Source organism: Flavobacterium algicola (assembly GCF_022399565.1).
Lineage (GTDB): Bacteria > Bacteroidota > Bacteroidia > Flavobacteriales > Flavobacteriaceae > Flavobacterium > Flavobacterium algicola.
The window spans coordinates 463,973-479,975 of the sequence record NZ_JAJTUT010000003.1 but is presented as its reverse complement, the minus strand read 5'-3'; the positions used below and the strand labels follow the sequence as shown (position 1 = coordinate 479,975).

The window sequence follows — 16,003 nt, the reverse complement described above, 5'->3', positions numbered from 1 at the left end:
TTTTAATTTAGTCATTCGATCACAAGGTCTCTACTTTTCCTCCATGAAGCACAAGCAACTTGCTAACCTTTAACGGCACCTATCCACTTTCGATTATACATTACTTAAACCTGCGAAAATTATTATAAAATTATAATATACTTTAGTTGGCAAAAGCAAAAGAATTTAAGAACTTTACAATTGCTTAATTACCTACAATTAAAAGTGCTTACACTAATTTCTGTGACTATTGAATGAATAATTTACAAAAAGAAACAAACTAATTAGCACCTAAGAACTTTAAAAAAGAATAAATGACCTTTAATACCTATTGCGATTAGATCAATATACTACATATGAAAAAATTAATACTTATAACCAGCATTATTCTGTTTGTATCTTGCAAAGAGCCAGATAGAAAATGTGCAGATTTTAAAACAGGAAAATTCAAATTTGAGGCAGAAATAGACGGCGTCTTAAAGACTACTTACTTTGAGCGTAACGACAGTATAGAAATAGAAACTTATGATGGTAAAACTGATACTGCATCTATAAGATGGGTAAACGATTGCGAATATATTTTAAAAAAATTAAACCCAAAAAATATGGCCGAAGAAAAATCGATCAGTATGCGCATCTTATCAACTACAGAGAATAGTTATACTTTTGAGTTTGGTATAGTTGGCATGCCTGACAAACAAAAAGGTACAGCAATAAAATTATAAACGGTATTAGTCACTAAATAACTCAAGATAAAAATGGAAGTATTCTTAAATCCAGATGCTTGGATAGCACTTTTAACCTTAACTTTTCTCGAAATTGTTCTAGGGATTGATAATATTATCTTTATATCTATTGCCACTGGAAAACTACCAGAAGAACAAAGAAAAAAAGCTACTAAAATTGGTATGTTCCTAGCAATGTTTATGCGAATTGCGCTTCTATTTGGTATCAATCTTTTGATCCAGATGAAGGAACCTTGGTTTAATATAGATTTGAGCTGGTTTTCGGCCGGTATTACGGGGCAAAGTTTAATATTACTTGTGGGTGGATTATTTCTAATTTACAAGAGTACTAACGAAATTCGAGAAAAGGTCGATCACAAAGGCGAAGAAGAAATGGACATGGGTAATGCTGCAAAGAAATCTTTTCAAAGCGTTATTCTTCAAATTATAATGATTGACTTGGTTTTTTCTTTTGACAGTATCCTTACTGCGGTAGGAATGACTAATGGTGTGGCTGGAGCCATCTATATTATGGTAATTGCGGTAGTAATCTCAGTCATTATTATGATGCAATTTGCTGTTCCAGTAGGAACGTTCGTAAATAAAAATCCATCTATTCAAATTCTTGGACTTGCCTTTTTGATATTAATCGGAATGATGTTGTTAACAGAAAGTGCACATTTATCAAATGCTTCAATATTCGGAAGCCACGTAACTCCTATCCCAAAAGGGTACTTATACTTTGCAATTTCGTTTTCACTTTTCGTCGAGATGCTGAATATGAAAAGTAATAAGAAAAAAATGTAAACACTACATATTGATATAATTTTGCCCGTCTTTAAAATAGACGGGCATTTTTTTTCGGACAGAAACTCTTTACATTTTAATAACCTATTTACATTCAAGCAACATTCTCTTTACCAACAAATAACTTTTATAAAAAGAAGCCGTAATCTAGAATCCAAAGCATAAAGTTAGTTTTGAAAAAAAATAAAACCGACTTATGAAAACAAATTGGATTAAACCTGTAACTTTATTTACAGCTCTTACAATGGCACTTACAAGTTGTCAAAATGATGATAAGGATAATGAAAACGCTGTAAATTCTAACATTAATTTTGCCTCTGCTTCAAAAACTCCTGCTTTAGTAACACCACAAACTGGATTTGAAGATTTATTAATTTCTTCTCTGATAAGTAGTGGTGACGTATTAAAAGATTCCCCAAGTTTTATATATGGAGCACAACCAGACGGAGCTGGATTGATGAAAGACCCTGACAGTGATGGTTATATTTTAATAAGCAACCATGAAATTCTTAAATCTGTTTCTAGAGTATATTTAGACAAAACATTCACTCCTATTAAGGGAGACTACATTGTAGATGGAATAGGTGGATTAACCAGATTATGCTCTGCAACCTTGGTAACACCAGAAATTCATGGATTTGGACCTATCTTTTTGACTGCTGGAGAAAGCGGTGAAGAAAGCATGGTACACGGAATTAATCCTTTTTCTTCTAGCTCAGAAAAATCTAGAACAGATCGCGTTCTACCTGCATTAGGTAAAGCAAGTATGGAAAACGCGGTTCCTCTTCCTAAACTTGCCTACCCTGGAAAAACTGTAATTATAATTGGAGAAGATCAATCATACGCATCCTCACATGCAAGTGCAGGTCAAGTCGTCATGTATATGAGTGAAACTGTTGGCGATTTAAATAATGGTAAGTTATATGCCTTAAAGAGAAACGATGATAATCAAGTAGAAACTGACATGACTGTCAGTAAATCTTTTGATGTATCATTTGTAGAAATTCCAAATGCAAAAAATAGCACAGGAGCTGAGATAAATACTAAAGTAAATGCATTAAAAGCAATTCGCTTTTCAAGAGTTGAAGATGTCGATTACCGTAAAGGTTCAGCTTCAAATAACAGAGAAATCTATTTTACAGCAACAGGTCAATCAACAGCAAACAATCCAGTAGCAGGTTATACTATGTGGGGAAGAGTATATAAATTAGTATTAGACGCAAACAGTCCTTTAAAAGGTAAATTAGAATTGGTAGTCGAAGGAGACTCTACTCCAGGTACAGGTATCATCAATCCTGATAATATTTGTGTAACAGAAAATTATGTATACATTCAAGAAGATGGAGATAGTTATTATGCTGCAGCTAAACATGACTCATACATTTGGCAGTACAATATTGCAACCAAAGCAAACAAAGCTTGGATGACAATGAAACATGACCGTACCAATACAGTATGGAATGCAATTTACAATCCTGTTAATGAAACTCGTTTTGGAAGCTGGGAATATGGAGCAATGGAAGACATCTCAGACATAATAGGTGTTCCTAATACTTTTACTTTAAATATTCATCCTCATACTTGGCAAGATGCTAAGTTTAAAAATGCTGATGGTAGTGGTACAAATACTAATATCGAAGGAGGTCAAACAGTTATTATCCGTAACGTACAAAGATAAAGATACCTTTAATTTACAAATCAACAACCCATTTATTTTCTATGGGTTGTTTTTTCTATTATAACAAACTGCAATGAACAATAGCTCTTTACATACTACCTTTTACCTATTAATAATTTGTCTCTTTACAGTGGTAGGATGCCAAAAAAAGCAAACTGAAATCTCACCTAAACAATTGGTTCTAATTGATATTGAAAAATTGAGCGAAGCCTTGATCGAATTTAAAAATTTGGCTAATACTACTGATAATAGTTTAAAACTTCAAAAGAAATTCTCGCAATGCAGATTACTATACAAACAGACCGAATGGGTTGTGTCCTATTTTATACCAGAGACTGCACGATTTATTAATGGTCCTGCTTTAGATGAATTAGAAGTTGCAGAAAATCAATTTGTACCTCCAAATGGTTTTCAAGTAGTTGAAGAAATTATTTATCCTGAGTATGATGCTAAGAACAAAGAAGAACTGCTACGAGAAATAACTATTCTATCTGGCAACATCAGACAAGTAAAACAAGCTTTGGATGTAATTACTATTTCGCCTTCACATATTATAGATGCTATTAAATTAGATGTTTTTCGAAATATTTCGTTGGGAATAACTGGATTTGATTCTCCTATTGCATTTCTATCCATACCCGAATCTGCAGCTAGTTTGAACGCTATTGAACAAATTTTACCAACAATTGATAAAGGTCAAACCAAAACTAGCAGTACTAATATCTATAGAATAATTGCAGCAGGTAAAAAATATTGCCTAAAACATCCCGACTTTAATGACTTTGATAGAGCATACTACATCAAGACAATCCTAAATCCGCTAATTCCGTTACTCAATTCATTTAAGACAGAAAATAATATTGAAACCATTAGTCGTAACAGCGTTGTCAATCCTGAAGCCAACAGTTATTTTGCAGAAAATACATTCAGTGTAAATTCTTTTATTCCGTCATCAGAATTTGCTTATTCGAAAGATAAAAAAGAACTCGGAGATAAATTATTTTACGATGTTAATCTTTCAAAAAACAATAATAGAAGTTGTGCCTCTTGCCACAATCCCGACAAGGCATTTACTGATGGATTAAAATCAAATCTTGCTTTAAGCGGAGGATTTCTTTTACGAAACACTCCTACTCTCACATATGCAGGACTTCAAAATGCACAATTTTGGGACATGCGGCAGTTAGACCTGGAAAAACAAAGTGCTGACGTGGTTGGAAATATTGATGAAATGCATAGTTCTATCAAGGATATCATACCTATCGTAGAAAATGACGAGAAATACAAAGTATTATTTAAAAAGGCATTTCCGAGAGCGAAAAAAGTAGAAGAATGGCAAATACAAAATGCGTTAGCGAGTTACACTCGTTCCTTAAATTTATTCAATTCTAAATTTGATTTATTCATGAGAAATAAGACAACATTTTCTGAAGAAGAAAGTAAAGGATTTAATCTTTTTGCAGGAAAAGCAAAATGTGCGACTTGTCATTTTATTCCAATCTTTAACGGAACCGTGCCGCCGCAATTCAAAAAAACAGAACATGAAATAATTGGAACTCCAGAAGACAAAGCCGGAAAAAAACTTAGTCCTGATATGGGACGATATACACAATACAAAATGGATCAATTGAGAAACTCTTTTAAAACTCCAACATTACGTAATGTAGAAATAACGGGACCATATATGCATAATGGTGTCTTTACAACATTAGAAGAAGTAGTTGATTTCTACAATGAAGGTGGCGGTGTAGGCTTAGGTTTACCAGTACCTAATCAAACGCTTCCTTCAGAATCTTTGAACTTGACTGAATCTGAGAAAAAAGCTTTAGTTGCCTTTATGAAAACCCTAAGTGACATTCAGTAATTATAACTATTCGACCTGAAAATTACAAAGTTAATTTTTGGGTCGAATTTACTCAAACTAAAAAAGCCCCTTAAAAAGGAGCTTTTTTTATATTTTAAAATATAAGGAGCAATTATTACAATTTTGCAACAAATTTAGTCAACTTAGATTTTAAGTTTGAAGCTTTATTATCATGGATAATATTCTTTTTTGCTAATTTGTCAATCATAGATATTACGTTTGACAATTTTGCAGTAGCATCAGATTTATCAGTAGCTATTCTTAATGCTTTGATAGCATTACGAGTAGTTTTGTGTTGGTATCTGTTTAACACTCTTTTCTTTTCGTTGCTTCTAATTCTTTTTAATGCTGACTTGTGATTTGCCATTGTATTATATTTTTATCTTTTATTATTTTTTTTTGTAGTCCGTAAGGGAATCGAACCCCTGTTACCAAGACGAAATCTTGGCGTCCTAACCCCTAGACGAACGGACCATTATCCCCTAGTTAGTTATTAATCTAAAACGAAGATTAATTTTGTAGCCCGTAGCGGAATCGAACCGCTCTTACATGGATGAAAACCATGCGTCCTAACCGATAGACGAACGGGCCATTTTTCCCTCTTTAGTTCAGGAAACTTAACATGCAATAAAAATAGTAGCCCGTAGCGGAATCGAACCGCTCTTACATGGATGAAAACCATGCGTCCTAACCGATAGACGAACGGGCCTTGCTTCTCTATTGCGGATGCAAAAATACAACTATTTTTGAGAAGTACAATAGCAGATGCAAAAAAAATTAAAAAAATTAATAAGCTTTTGCAAATAGCACTCTTTTAGAAGATGGATTCCCAGTAAGCACGCAGGTTCCCTGCTCTTCTTTCGCATCCAAAGGGATACATCTAATAGTTGCTTTTGTTAAATCTTTGATCTTATCTTCTGTTTCTGCAGTTCCGTCCCAGTGTGCAGATACAAAACCTCCTTTTCCTTCTAAAACTTCTTTAAATTCTTCAAAATCATTCACTTCTGTAATATGAGAATTTCTATATTCAAAAGCTTTATCAAACAAATCAATCTGAATCTGTTCTAGCAACTCTTTAACATAAACAGCTATTCCATCTTTAGATTTTGTTTCCTTGGTCAAAGTATCACGTCTAGCTACTTCAAAAGTGCCGTTCTCTAAATCTTTTGGTCCAACAGCAATTCGTACCGGCACACCTTTTAATTCCCATTCTGCAAATTTAAATCCTGGCTTCTGAGTCGTTCTGTTGTCAAATTTCACCGTTACTTCCAGCTTTTTCAAATCAGTTGATAAAGTAGCTACCGCTTCAGAAATAGCATCTAACTGTTCATCAGTTTTATAAATAGGAACAATCACAACTTGTATTGGCGCTAAGTTTGGAGGTAAAACTAAACCTTGATCATCTGAGTGCGTCATTACCAATGCACCCATTAAACGCGTAGAAACTCCCCAAGAAGTACCCCATACGTATTCTTGTTTACCTTCTGCAGTCGCGAATTTCACATCAAAAGCTTCTGCAAAATTCTGACCTAAGAAATGAGATGTTCCAGCTTGTAATGCTTTACCATCTTGCATCAATGCTTCAATACAATATGTTTCGACAGCACCTGCAAAACGTTCTGTTTCTGTTTTCAATCCTTTCACAACAGGAATTGCCATAAAATTTTGTGCAAAATCAGCATAAACGTTCATCATTCTTTCTGACTCCTCAATTGCTTCTTGACGTGTTGCATGAGCAGTATGACCTTCCTGCCATAAAAACTCTGCTGTTCTTAAAAATAGACGAGTACGCATTTCCCAACGGACAACATTTGCCCATTGATTAATCAATAAAGGCAAATCTCTATAGGATTGAACCCAACCTTTATAAGTAGACCATATAATTGCTTCAGATGTCGGACGAACAATTAACTCTTCCTCCAACTTTGCATTTGGATCTACCATTAATTTCCCAGGTCGATCTGGATCATTTTTTAATCTATAATGAGTTACGACAGCACATTCTTTAGCAAATCCTTCTGCATTTTTCTCTTCTGCCTCAAACATACTTTTTGGAACAAATAAAGGAAAGTAAGCATTTTGATGACCTGTCTCTTTAAACATTCGATCTAACTCCGCTTGCATCTTTTCCCAAATTGCATAACCATAGGGCTTGATAACCATACAGCCTCTAACTCCCGAATTTTCAGCTAAGTCGGCTTTAACAACCAGTTCGTTATACCATTTTGAGTAATCTTCGGATCGTGTAGTAAGGTTCTTGCTCATATTGAATAGTTTGGCACAAATATTGTTTTATTATTTTAACTAAATAGTTCCGCAAAACTAACTATTTTTGTAATGTGCAACAATAAAAAACCATACAGATATGAAAACTTATATTTTTACCTCAAAAAAAACTTCTCTTTATCTACTATTTGGTTTGAGTATTCTATTATTAACTTCTTGTGGGTCATACCAAAACAGCTCCTATTATGAAAGTGATGGAATCTACGGAGACTCAAATTCATATCGTAACGAAGTAGCGCAAAACTACAGTCGGGACAATGCTTACGGACAATATTTTAACTCACTGCAGTCTGAATCGGAATCAGACGAGATATTTACCGACGTAGATAGCTACAATAACTATGATGATACTCAAAACACAACACAGCAGTATGCTGGTTGGGGTGACAACCATCCCACTACAGACATAAACATCTACTCAAATAATTGGGGTATTGGTTACGGCTGGGGATACAACAACCCGTATTACGGAATGGGTTATTCTAATTTTGGTTGGAATTCTCCTTATTATGGTTACAATAATTTTGGCTGGAATTCCCCTTATTACAATTGGGGATACGGCGGTTATAACAACTTTGGCTGGAATTCTCCATTTTACGGTTATGGATATGGATACGGTGGTTATGGCAATGGTTTCAACAACCCTTACTACTACAATAATTACAACTCCTATAATAGAGTAAGATCAAGTAGCAATAACGGAAGAGGTACTTACAATGCTGTCAACTCTAGTACTAATAGTAGAGGCACTTATAGTAGAAGCTCATCAAATAGCAGTACAAGTCGTAGAAGTTCTTACGGTACAAGTACGACACCAGTATTTTCTAGAAGTGGTAGTTCATCAACAAGTAGAACTTACACCCCTAACACTAGTACTAGACAAAGCACTACACCAACACGTTCTTACAATTCTGAAAGTTATGATAGCTCGAGAAGAGGAAGCACCACTAGCCCATCACGTTCTTACAGTAGTCCTAGTAGTTCTGGATCAAGTTCAAGAAGTTCAGGATCTAGCTCATCTGGAAGCAGAAGAAGTAGATAAATATAGTTAGGTATAGTCTGATAATATTAAAATTAAATTACAATGAAAAAAATCATATACGTTTTTATAGCAGGACTTTCGTTTGCATCTGTGCAGGCACAAGAAGTGCGAGACGCAGTTCGTTACTCACAAAACAATATCATGGGTACAGCCCGATACCAAGCAATGAGTGGAGCCTTTGGTGCTTTGGGAGGAGATCTATCTTCTCTTAACGTGAATCCAGCAGGATCATCAGTGTTCTCAAATAATCAGATGGCTTTGACTTTTGGAAATACAACTACTAATAATGCTTCAAATTACTTTGGTACGAACTTCAATGAGAAGAGCGACAATTTTACTATGAATCAAGCTGGAGCTGTATTTGTATTTAAGAATGGTAATAGAGAATCGAAATGGAAAAAATTTGCTATTGCCATAAATTATGAAAATACAAATAATTTTGATAACACATCTTTCTCAGCAGGTGTGAATCCTACCAATTCTGTGGGAGATTATTTTTTAAGCTTCGCAAATGCTAATCCTCTTAAACAACAAGATGGTATTCCTTTAGGTTTAATAAAAGAAAGTACTTATTATCAGTTAAATTATGCTGACCAACAAGCATTTCTAGGTTATGAAGGTTTTCTGATCAATCCTTTAGAGGACACTGACAATAATAATGTTTACAATTCTAATGTACCGTCGGGAGGGAATTACTATCAAGAAAATGCTATAATTGCAACTGGTTATAATGGAAAACTAGCATTTAATGCATCTGCAGATTATAACGATAGAATCCATTTTGGTTTAAATTTAAATTCCCATTTTACAGACTTTAGACAAACTACGACTTTCTACGAAGAAAATGGCAATAATACTGCTAATCCTGTTCTATTGCAAAATACGCTATTCGAAAATGAAATTTACACCTATGGCTCTGGATTTTCCTTTCAACTAGGAACGATTATAAAAGCAACAAAAGAATTGAGAGTAGGGCTTGCTTATGAATCCCCTACTTGGTACACATTAAATGATGAATTAAGACAAGACTTATCATCTGAAACATCTGATGGGTTTAAGGCACCTGACTCTAATAATTTTGTAGTTTATGATACTTACAAACTAAAAACTCCAAGTAAGTTTACAGGTAGTTTGGCATATGTATTTGGGAAAAATGGTTTAATTAGTGTAGACTACAGCCGCAAAGATTACAGTAAAGCGGAATATTCAATTGAAAGAGACACAAGAGATCCTTATATAAATACCGATATTCAACAAACATTACAAGCAAGCAATGAGATAAGAGTTGGTGGAGAATATAAAATTAAAGCTTTAAGCCTTCGTGCTGGATATCGTTATGAACAAAGTCCTTATCAAGACAATTCATCTATTGGTGACTTAAAAGGGTATTCTGCGGGTATTGGTTACAACTTTGGATCTACCAAATTAGATTTAGCGTATGCTAATACTAAAAGAGACAATCAGCAAGGTTACTTTTCTCAGGGATTTACAGACGGTGCCAATATAAATGTCAAAACCGATACTGTTTTACTTAGTTTAGTATTCGAATTATAACTTAAGAATGTAAGACATTCTGAATCCGTTTCATGATTTGAGACGGATTTTTTTTAGCCACTACTGTCTTGACGTTTCGGGAGACATTCTCTCATGAAACGATAGCGGAAGAAGAGTTATATCTTCCCAAAACTCCGGGAGCAGGAAATAGCTCCCAAAAACCTCCTAAAACAGAGTAATCTTGACGCTGTTTGGATAAAAAAGTGTAATTTTGCACTCCAATTTACAAAACTATGAGAACCAAGTCTTTAAAAAAGAACAAAATCAACGTAATCACCCTTGGGTGTTCTAAAAACATATATGACAGTGAAGTCTTAATGGGTCAACTTCGTGCCAATGGTAAAGAAGTGGAACATGAAGCTCCTGCTGAGAAAGAGGGGAATATTATCGTGATTAACACTTGTGGATTTATCGATAATGCAAAAGCTGAATCCGTTAATATGATTTTGGAATATGCAGATAAAAAAGAAAGAGGCTTAGTTGACAAAGTTTTTGTAACAGGGTGCTTATCGGAGCGTTATAGACCTGATTTGGAAAAAGAAATCCCAAACGTAGATCAATTTTTTGGAACTACAGAATTACCTCAACTATTAAAAGCGTTGGGTGCAGATTACAAACATGAATTATTAGGAGAACGTTTGACTACAACTCCTAAGAATTATGCATACTTAAAAATTGCTGAAGGTTGCGATAGACCTTGCAGTTTTTGTGCAATACCACTTATGAGAGGTAAACATGTATCACAACCGATTGAAAAATTGGTCAAAGAAGCACAAGGTTTAGCTAGAGATGGTGTGAAAGAATTAATTTTGATCGCTCAAGACTTAACTTACTACGGTCTTGATATTTATAAAAAACGTAATCTTGCCGAATTACTTGAAGGTCTGGCAGCAGTAGAGGGTATTGAATGGATACGTTTGCATTATGCTTTCCCTACTGGTTTCCCTATGGATGTATTGGATTTAATGAAGCGCGAACCTAAAATTTGCAACTATATTGATATTCCTTTACAGCACATTTCGGACTCTGTTTTAAAATCAATGCGTCGTGGAACAACTCAAGCAAAAACAACTCAATTATTAAAAGACTTTAGAGCTGCAGTTCCTGGAATGGCAATTCGTACTACTTTGATTGTTGGTTATCCTGGGGAAACTCAAGAAGACTTCAATATTCTAAAGGACTGGGTACAAGAAATGAAATTTGATCGTATGGGATGTTTTGCCTATTCTCATGAAGAAAATACGCATGCTTATTTACTAGAAGATGATGTTCCTGATAATGTGAAACAAGATCGTGCCAATGAAATAATGGAATTGCAATCACAGATTTCATGGGATTTGAATCAAGAAAAGATCGGTCAAGTATTTAAATGTATCATTGATCGTAAAGAAGGACAACATTTTGTAGGTAGAACAGAATTTGACAGTCCGGATGTTGATAATGAAGTTCTGATTGATGCTTCGCTACATTATTTAAAAACAGGAGATTTTGCTATGATTAAAATTACGGATGCTACCGAATTTGATCTTTACGGAGAACCTGCATAATTAATATTTTTATTGGACACATTTAATACTAAATTATCATGATTAAATTGAATCCCTTTTTACTTTTAATAGTTTTCTTATTTACTGTTAGTGCTGCAAATGCGCAATATGGAAATAGTTACAATAATGGCTACGGAAATAATAATGGTTACGGAAGTGGTAGAATGGACCGATCTAATCAAGTTCAAGATGCTCCGGAGAAACCAAAGGAAATTCCTGTTGAAGTTACTGTTGGTGAAATTATGAAAAAAATGACACCCGAATTAAAACTTGATGCTTTACAAGAAATAGCTATCGGGAACGTTTTAAAAGAAAGTATTCGTGAGCAATCTATTATATTGAAAGACGAACAAGTTGGTCAGGAACAAAAATTTAAAGAGATTACTGCGCTAAGTGAAACATCTACTCGAAAGATTAACGAATACCTTAATCAAGAGCAGAAAGATCTATATAAAAAATGGATTGAACAAAAGCCTAGCTCAAAAAAATCAAAACGTAAAAAATAATTTCTTTAGTACACTTATCCCCTATTTTATCCAATGAAAAAGTCATTATTTTCTGTAGTGTTAGCATTAATTATCGTGTCTTGTGGAACTAAAAATCCATATAAGGAAACTGATAAAGTTTATAAGGAAAAAGTAAAAGTTTTGAAAGAGCAAATTGACTCTAGAGAACCTAAACCACTACCCGTGGTTACTAAAACAGTAATTTCTATTGATACGTCTTATACAAAAGTTTTGTATAAATTTAGTGAGACCATAACAGATGTTGGAACTAAAACACTAAATAATGGTCAAGAGACAAAATGGATAGGTACAGTTAATTTTAATTTAAGAAAGCCAAACTTAATTATCCTTCACCATACTGCACAAGATTCTATTGAGCAGACTATTAAAACATTTACCCTGACTAGAACTCAAGTAAGTGCACATTATGTGATAGGAGATGATGGAAAGGTTGTGCAAATGCTAAATGATTACCTACGTGCTTGGCATGCTGGTAATGGTTCATGGGGTAAAATTAAAGACATAAACAGTAGCTCTATTGGTATTGAACTAGATAATAATGGATTTGAGCCATTCTCTGAAGCTCAAATTTCGAGCTTGATGGCGCTCCTTACACGATTAAAAAGTGAATTTGGAATTCCAAGAGAAAATATTATCGGCCACTCTGACATTGCTCCTTCAAGAAAAGTAGATCCTAGCCCACTTTTTCCGTGGAAAACTTTGGCTGAAAATGGATTTGGATTATGGCTTGACGAAATCGCACCAGTAGCACCGTTTGATTTTAATATTGAGCAAGGGCTACGAATAATTGGCTACGACACTACTAACCTAAATGCTGCGATTATGGCATTTAAACGTCATTTTATTCAGACTGAAACAGATAGCACACTTGACCAAAAAACGATAAACGCTATTTACAATATTTATTTAAAGAGCTAAATAATTTTATAAATCAAATTGGGAATAGTTGCGCTTCGACAATCAGCTATTCCGTCATTGATTTTCAGTCTTCTATTTACCATTCTTTTTACGTTTGTTCACTTCTTATTTTGCTTATATTTCATAAGCTAAGCTTCATTGTACGTTACAAGAAGTAGTTGCTGCATGAGTATAATTTACATTTTGCTGATCGGTCATTTCTTAGTCAACTAAAATGCTTTGCATATGATAGACTAGCTCTCTCGATAATAGTATATAATCAATCATACTTACCCCTATTTGCCTTGGCCATTTCGTAGCTGTTATAATTATCCCTTAAATAATCAAGTACTAGTACTACTAACAAACATTTATCTAACTCTCAATCAAAATTGTAACTCATTTTTGATCAGTAGCAACTGTATAGATATGGTTTTTACTATTTTTATAAAAGATAAAATTAATTATTAGATAAAAAAAAAACTGCCAAAACATCTTTTAAAGAATGTCTTGACAGTAAAAAAAAATGTTTTTATATAATTTCTAGCAATAATTGCTATTCGTTCTTCTTAAAATTAGAATCCGTAAACACAAGCTATAGAGAACTGAGAAGCTGATTTAGTTGGAGACAACATATCCGATTTCAGGAAGTTATCTTCTTTAGCATTGTCTAATCTAAATTCTGGAATGATTGTCAAATCACCTGCTTTTAAGTTAGCAGACAAAGTGAATGCTGTTACAGAGTTATCTGCAGACAAACCGATCATAGCATCATCTTGTTTTGCTTTAAAATACTCAGCACGTAACCCTAAACCAAAATTTTCAGATACAGCAACCGATGGATATAAAGCTACACCAGTATATCCAACGTCTCCACTTCCTGGAGCAGTCCAGTCAGCAGCGTTTAAACCAAGTGTAAATTTATCAGATAATTGAAAGGATGCAGTCAAATCAACGATTGTTCCTGAATCAGATCCATCCATAAAATTAATGTATGCACTTACGCCTTCTGCAGGAGTGATAGACAATTGAGCACCAATTGCGTTCACACCATTTATAGGATCAGCTTTGTAAGAGTTCCAAGTATTGTTAAATGCTCCAACCATTAACCCTACTTTGTCTGAAAAAGCATAGTTTGCTTTGAATCCAGCATTTTGGAATGGACCGTTTGTAAATAAATAAGAAGTTGAGTAGTGAAAGTTAGCTAATGGAGAAATAACTTCATAACCTATAAACGTTCCCATATAACCGGCGGTTAAAGTTAATTTCTCTGTAGCTGCATAGGATATGTATAAATTTTGAATATTGAATGTGTTACCGTCAGCATCTGCACCATCACCATTTAAAATAGATTGGTATTGCCCTCTTGGTCCAAAAGATAATTCCCCTACAAAAGTTGCTTTACCTTTTGTTTTTGTCAAAGCGATATCAATCATCCCTAATGAAACGGAATTTTGATCAGTTGCAAAACTAGTTCCAATATTTTCTCCTTTTGCAAAATCATATTTATAATAAACATCTGCAGAACCAGAGATTTGTAATGGTGTATCTTGAGCCAATGCCATGTTTCCCGTTAGCGCTAAAGCTAAAATAATAATTACTTTCTTCATGTTTAATCTTGTTTTGGTTGATAATTAATGATTTTAGTTTTTCTATTCTATAAAACTTCAGATGTTAGTACATTTCTGATCTTTATTTTTCTTCTGAGAAACTGAAATACATATTTTTTCTATTTTTCTATGGCGAATATATTAAGTAAATATTAACTAAAATAAATTTACGTTTACTTTTTGCCGTTATCGAAGTCGTTTTATTAATATCGATTATTCAAATAATATAAATTAGACAATCCGCATTAAAAGGAAATTATAATACATTATTCATAATAAGAAATTTGACCGTAACCCTATTTTTTTTAGCGCTAAAAAATTTAAAACTTATAAAATTTTACTTTTTAATAGATAAATTCGCTTTATTAAAATGTATCCCCTGTAAAAATGGGGGTAAAACTTGAAATTTACAATTCAATATTTTATCATGTAAAATTAAAAAAACCTTTTAATTTTGAATTAGGCACAAAAAAAAGTCTCAAAATATATTTGAGACTTTTTGACCTTTGCTAATGCAATGTTAACTTATACTTTTTAATACAAGCTCTATGGCACTGATTTCATCATCGCTAAATTTTGACTTTTTTAAACTGTCAAGGTTATCATTTAACTGTACAACCGAACTCGCTCCAATTAGTACAGACGTTATTCTGCTATCCTTCATTAACCACGCTAAAGCCATTTGCGCCAACGATTGATCTCTATTCGTAGCAATCTCATTTAGTTGAACTAATTTTTGAATCTTTTCGCTCGTTATTTCATTCTCCTTTAAATGTCCATTGGGATTTGAAGCTCTGGAGTTTTCTGGTATTCCTTTTAAATATTTATTAGTAAGCAGACCTTGTGCTAAAGGTGAAAATGCAATACAGCCCACCCCTTTATCTTCAAGAACATCTAGTAAACCTTCCTCAACCCATCTTTCTAACATAGAATACTTGGCTTGATGAATTAGACAAGGCGTTCCTAACTCTTTCAACACTTCTACAGCAACTTTTGTTTCGGAAGCAGAATAATTACTAATACCAGCATATAGGGCTTTCCCACTGCGTACTGCATAATCTAAGGCCATCATTGTTTCTTCGATAGGCGTTTCGGGATCTGGACGATGCGAATAGAATATATCTACATAATCCAAATTCATCCTTTTTAAACTTTGGTCCAGACTAGAGAGTAAATATTTTCTAGAGCCCCAGTCACCATAAGGCCCGTCCCACATGGTATAACCCGCTTTGGTCGAAATCACCATTTGATCGCGAAGGTTTCCTTGAAAATTGTTTTTTAGAATTCTTCCGAAATTAGTTTCTGCTGATCCTGGTTCTGGCCCATAATTATTAGCGAGGTCAAAATGAGTAATTCCTTTGTCAAATGCTTCCTTGACGATATTTTCTCCATTCTCAAAATTATCGACAGAACCAAAGTTGTGCCATAAACCTAACGAGATTTGCGGTAATAACAACCCGCTTTTTCCTGATCTATTATATTTCATT

At 33.9% G+C, this 16,003-nt stretch carries 13 protein-coding genes and 3 tRNA genes; 9 read left to right on the top strand and 7 right to left on the bottom strand.

The window, feature by feature from the left end; genetic code table 11:
* The first annotated feature begins 335 nt into the window (after nucleotides 1-335).
* The 4 genes from LXH21_RS12850 to LXH21_RS12835 all read left to right on the top strand — a co-directional run bounded on the left by LXH21_RS12850 (nucleotide 336) and on the right by LXH21_RS12835 (nucleotide 5,053).
* The gene (locus tag LXH21_RS12850; protein ID WP_239866490.1) at nucleotides 336-704 is read left to right on the top strand and encodes a DNA topoisomerase IV; all 369 of its coding nucleotides are present in this window, start codon (nucleotides 336-338) and stop codon (nucleotides 702-704) included.
* Between the two features lie 33 nt (nucleotides 705-737).
* Entirely contained in the window at nucleotides 738-1,511 is a 774-nt protein-coding gene (locus LXH21_RS12845; RefSeq protein WP_239866488.1) for a TerC family protein, read from the top strand.
* A gap of 196 nt (nucleotides 1,512-1,707) precedes the next feature.
* Nucleotides 1,708-3,189 carry a PhoX family protein gene (locus LXH21_RS12840; protein ID WP_239866486.1) on the top strand — a complete coding sequence of 494 codons (1,482 nt, stop codon included), beginning with the start codon at nucleotides 1,708-1,710 and terminating at the stop codon, nucleotides 3,187-3,189.
* Between the two features lie 73 nt (nucleotides 3,190-3,262).
* Nucleotides 3,263-5,053, top strand: a complete 1,791-nt coding sequence (locus tag LXH21_RS12835) for a cytochrome-c peroxidase (RefSeq protein WP_239866484.1) — start codon at nucleotides 3,263-3,265, stop codon at nucleotides 5,051-5,053.
* Between the two features lie 115 nt (nucleotides 5,054-5,168).
* On the opposite strand, the gene rpsT is transcribed toward LXH21_RS12835, so the two are convergent.
* The 5 genes from rpsT to proS form a co-directional block, all read right to left on the bottom strand.
* Entirely contained in the window at nucleotides 5,169-5,420 is a 252-nt protein-coding gene (gene rpsT, locus LXH21_RS12830) for a 30S ribosomal protein S20 (protein ID WP_239866482.1), read from the bottom strand.
* A gap of 35 nt (nucleotides 5,421-5,455) precedes the next feature.
* Nucleotides 5,456-5,527, bottom strand: a tRNA-Glu gene (locus tag LXH21_RS12825).
* Between the two features lie 45 nt (nucleotides 5,528-5,572).
* Nucleotides 5,573-5,644 (bottom strand) — tRNA-Glu (locus LXH21_RS12820).
* A 46-nt stretch (nucleotides 5,645-5,690) separates the two neighbouring features.
* A tRNA-Glu gene (locus LXH21_RS12815) sits at nucleotides 5,691-5,762 on the bottom strand.
* Nucleotides 5,763-5,839: 77 nt separating this feature from the next.
* Nucleotides 5,840-7,318: a proline--tRNA ligase gene (proS, locus tag LXH21_RS12810; protein WP_239866480.1), complete on the bottom strand. Its 1,479-nt coding sequence runs from the start codon at nucleotides 7,316-7,318 to the stop codon at nucleotides 5,840-5,842.
* A 100-nt stretch (nucleotides 7,319-7,418) separates the two neighbouring features.
* Here proS and LXH21_RS12805 point away from each other — a divergent pair, with 100 nt between their 5' ends.
* From LXH21_RS12805 to LXH21_RS12785, 5 genes are all read left to right on the top strand, one after another.
* Nucleotides 7,419-8,381, top strand: a complete 963-nt coding sequence (locus LXH21_RS12805) for a hypothetical protein (RefSeq protein WP_239866478.1) — start codon at nucleotides 7,419-7,421, stop codon at nucleotides 8,379-8,381.
* A gap of 42 nt (nucleotides 8,382-8,423) precedes the next feature.
* The gene (locus LXH21_RS12800; protein WP_239866476.1) at nucleotides 8,424-9,935 is read left to right on the top strand and encodes an OmpP1/FadL family transporter; all 1,512 of its coding nucleotides are present in this window, start codon (nucleotides 8,424-8,426) and stop codon (nucleotides 9,933-9,935) included.
* Nucleotides 9,936-10,168: 233 nt separating this feature from the next.
* Entirely contained in the window at nucleotides 10,169-11,482 is a 1,314-nt protein-coding gene (rimO, locus tag LXH21_RS12795; RefSeq protein WP_239866474.1) for a 30S ribosomal protein S12 methylthiotransferase RimO, read from the top strand.
* A gap of 38 nt (nucleotides 11,483-11,520) precedes the next feature.
* The gene (locus LXH21_RS12790; RefSeq protein WP_239866472.1) at nucleotides 11,521-11,988 is read left to right on the top strand and encodes a hypothetical protein; all 468 of its coding nucleotides are present in this window, start codon (nucleotides 11,521-11,523) and stop codon (nucleotides 11,986-11,988) included.
* Nucleotides 11,989-12,021: 33 nt separating this feature from the next.
* Nucleotides 12,022-12,927, top strand: coding sequence for an N-acetylmuramoyl-L-alanine amidase (locus tag LXH21_RS12785; RefSeq protein ID WP_239866471.1), 906 nt, complete (start codon nucleotides 12,022-12,024; stop codon nucleotides 12,925-12,927).
* 554 nt (nucleotides 12,928-13,481) lie between these two features.
* On the opposite strand, the gene LXH21_RS12780 is transcribed toward LXH21_RS12785, so the two are convergent.
* Both LXH21_RS12780 and LXH21_RS12775 read right to left on the bottom strand, forming a co-directional pair.
* A complete protein-coding gene (locus LXH21_RS12780) occupies nucleotides 13,482-14,516 on the bottom strand; it encodes an outer membrane beta-barrel protein (protein WP_239866468.1) in 1,035 nt (344 codons plus the stop codon).
* Between the two features lie 520 nt (nucleotides 14,517-15,036).
* Nucleotides 15,037-16,002, bottom strand: coding sequence for an aldo/keto reductase (locus LXH21_RS12775; RefSeq protein ID WP_239866467.1), 966 nt, complete (start codon nucleotides 16,000-16,002; stop codon nucleotides 15,037-15,039).
* Nucleotide 16,003 lies beyond the last annotated feature (1 nt).

What these genes read in the sequence shown, in the direction of transcription:
- LXH21_RS12835 (WP_239866484.1), top strand. Translation starts at nt 3,263, where the DNA reads ATGAACAATAGCTCTTTACATACTACCTTTTACCTATTAATAATTTGT.
- LXH21_RS12775 (WP_239866467.1), bottom strand. Translation starts at nt 16,002, where the DNA reads ATGAAATATAATAGATCAGGAAAAAGCGGGTTGTTATTACCGCAAATC.
- rimO (WP_239866474.1), top strand. Translation starts at nt 10,169, where the DNA reads ATGAGAACCAAGTCTTTAAAAAAGAACAAAATCAACGTAATCACCCTT.
- LXH21_RS12840 (WP_239866486.1), top strand. Translation starts at nt 1,708, where the DNA reads ATGAAAACAAATTGGATTAAACCTGTAACTTTATTTACAGCTCTTACA.
- LXH21_RS12780 (WP_239866468.1), bottom strand. Translation starts at nt 14,516, where the DNA reads ATGAAGAAAGTAATTATTATTTTAGCTTTAGCGCTAACGGGAAACATG.
- LXH21_RS12800 (WP_239866476.1), top strand. Translation starts at nt 8,424, where the DNA reads ATGAAAAAAATCATATACGTTTTTATAGCAGGACTTTCGTTTGCATCT.
- rpsT (WP_239866482.1), bottom strand. Translation starts at nt 5,420, where the DNA reads ATGGCAAATCACAAGTCAGCATTAAAAAGAATTAGAAGCAACGAAAAG.
- LXH21_RS12845 (WP_239866488.1), top strand. Translation starts at nt 738, where the DNA reads ATGGAAGTATTCTTAAATCCAGATGCTTGGATAGCACTTTTAACCTTA.
- LXH21_RS12805 (WP_239866478.1), top strand. Translation starts at nt 7,419, where the DNA reads ATGAAAACTTATATTTTTACCTCAAAAAAAACTTCTCTTTATCTACTA.
- proS (WP_239866480.1), bottom strand. Translation starts at nt 7,318, where the DNA reads ATGAGCAAGAACCTTACTACACGATCCGAAGATTACTCAAAATGGTAT.
- LXH21_RS12850 (WP_239866490.1), top strand. Translation starts at nt 336, where the DNA reads ATGAAAAAATTAATACTTATAACCAGCATTATTCTGTTTGTATCTTGC.
- LXH21_RS12790 (WP_239866472.1), top strand. Translation starts at nt 11,521, where the DNA reads ATGATTAAATTGAATCCCTTTTTACTTTTAATAGTTTTCTTATTTACT.
- LXH21_RS12785 (WP_239866471.1), top strand. Translation starts at nt 12,022, where the DNA reads ATGAAAAAGTCATTATTTTCTGTAGTGTTAGCATTAATTATCGTGTCT.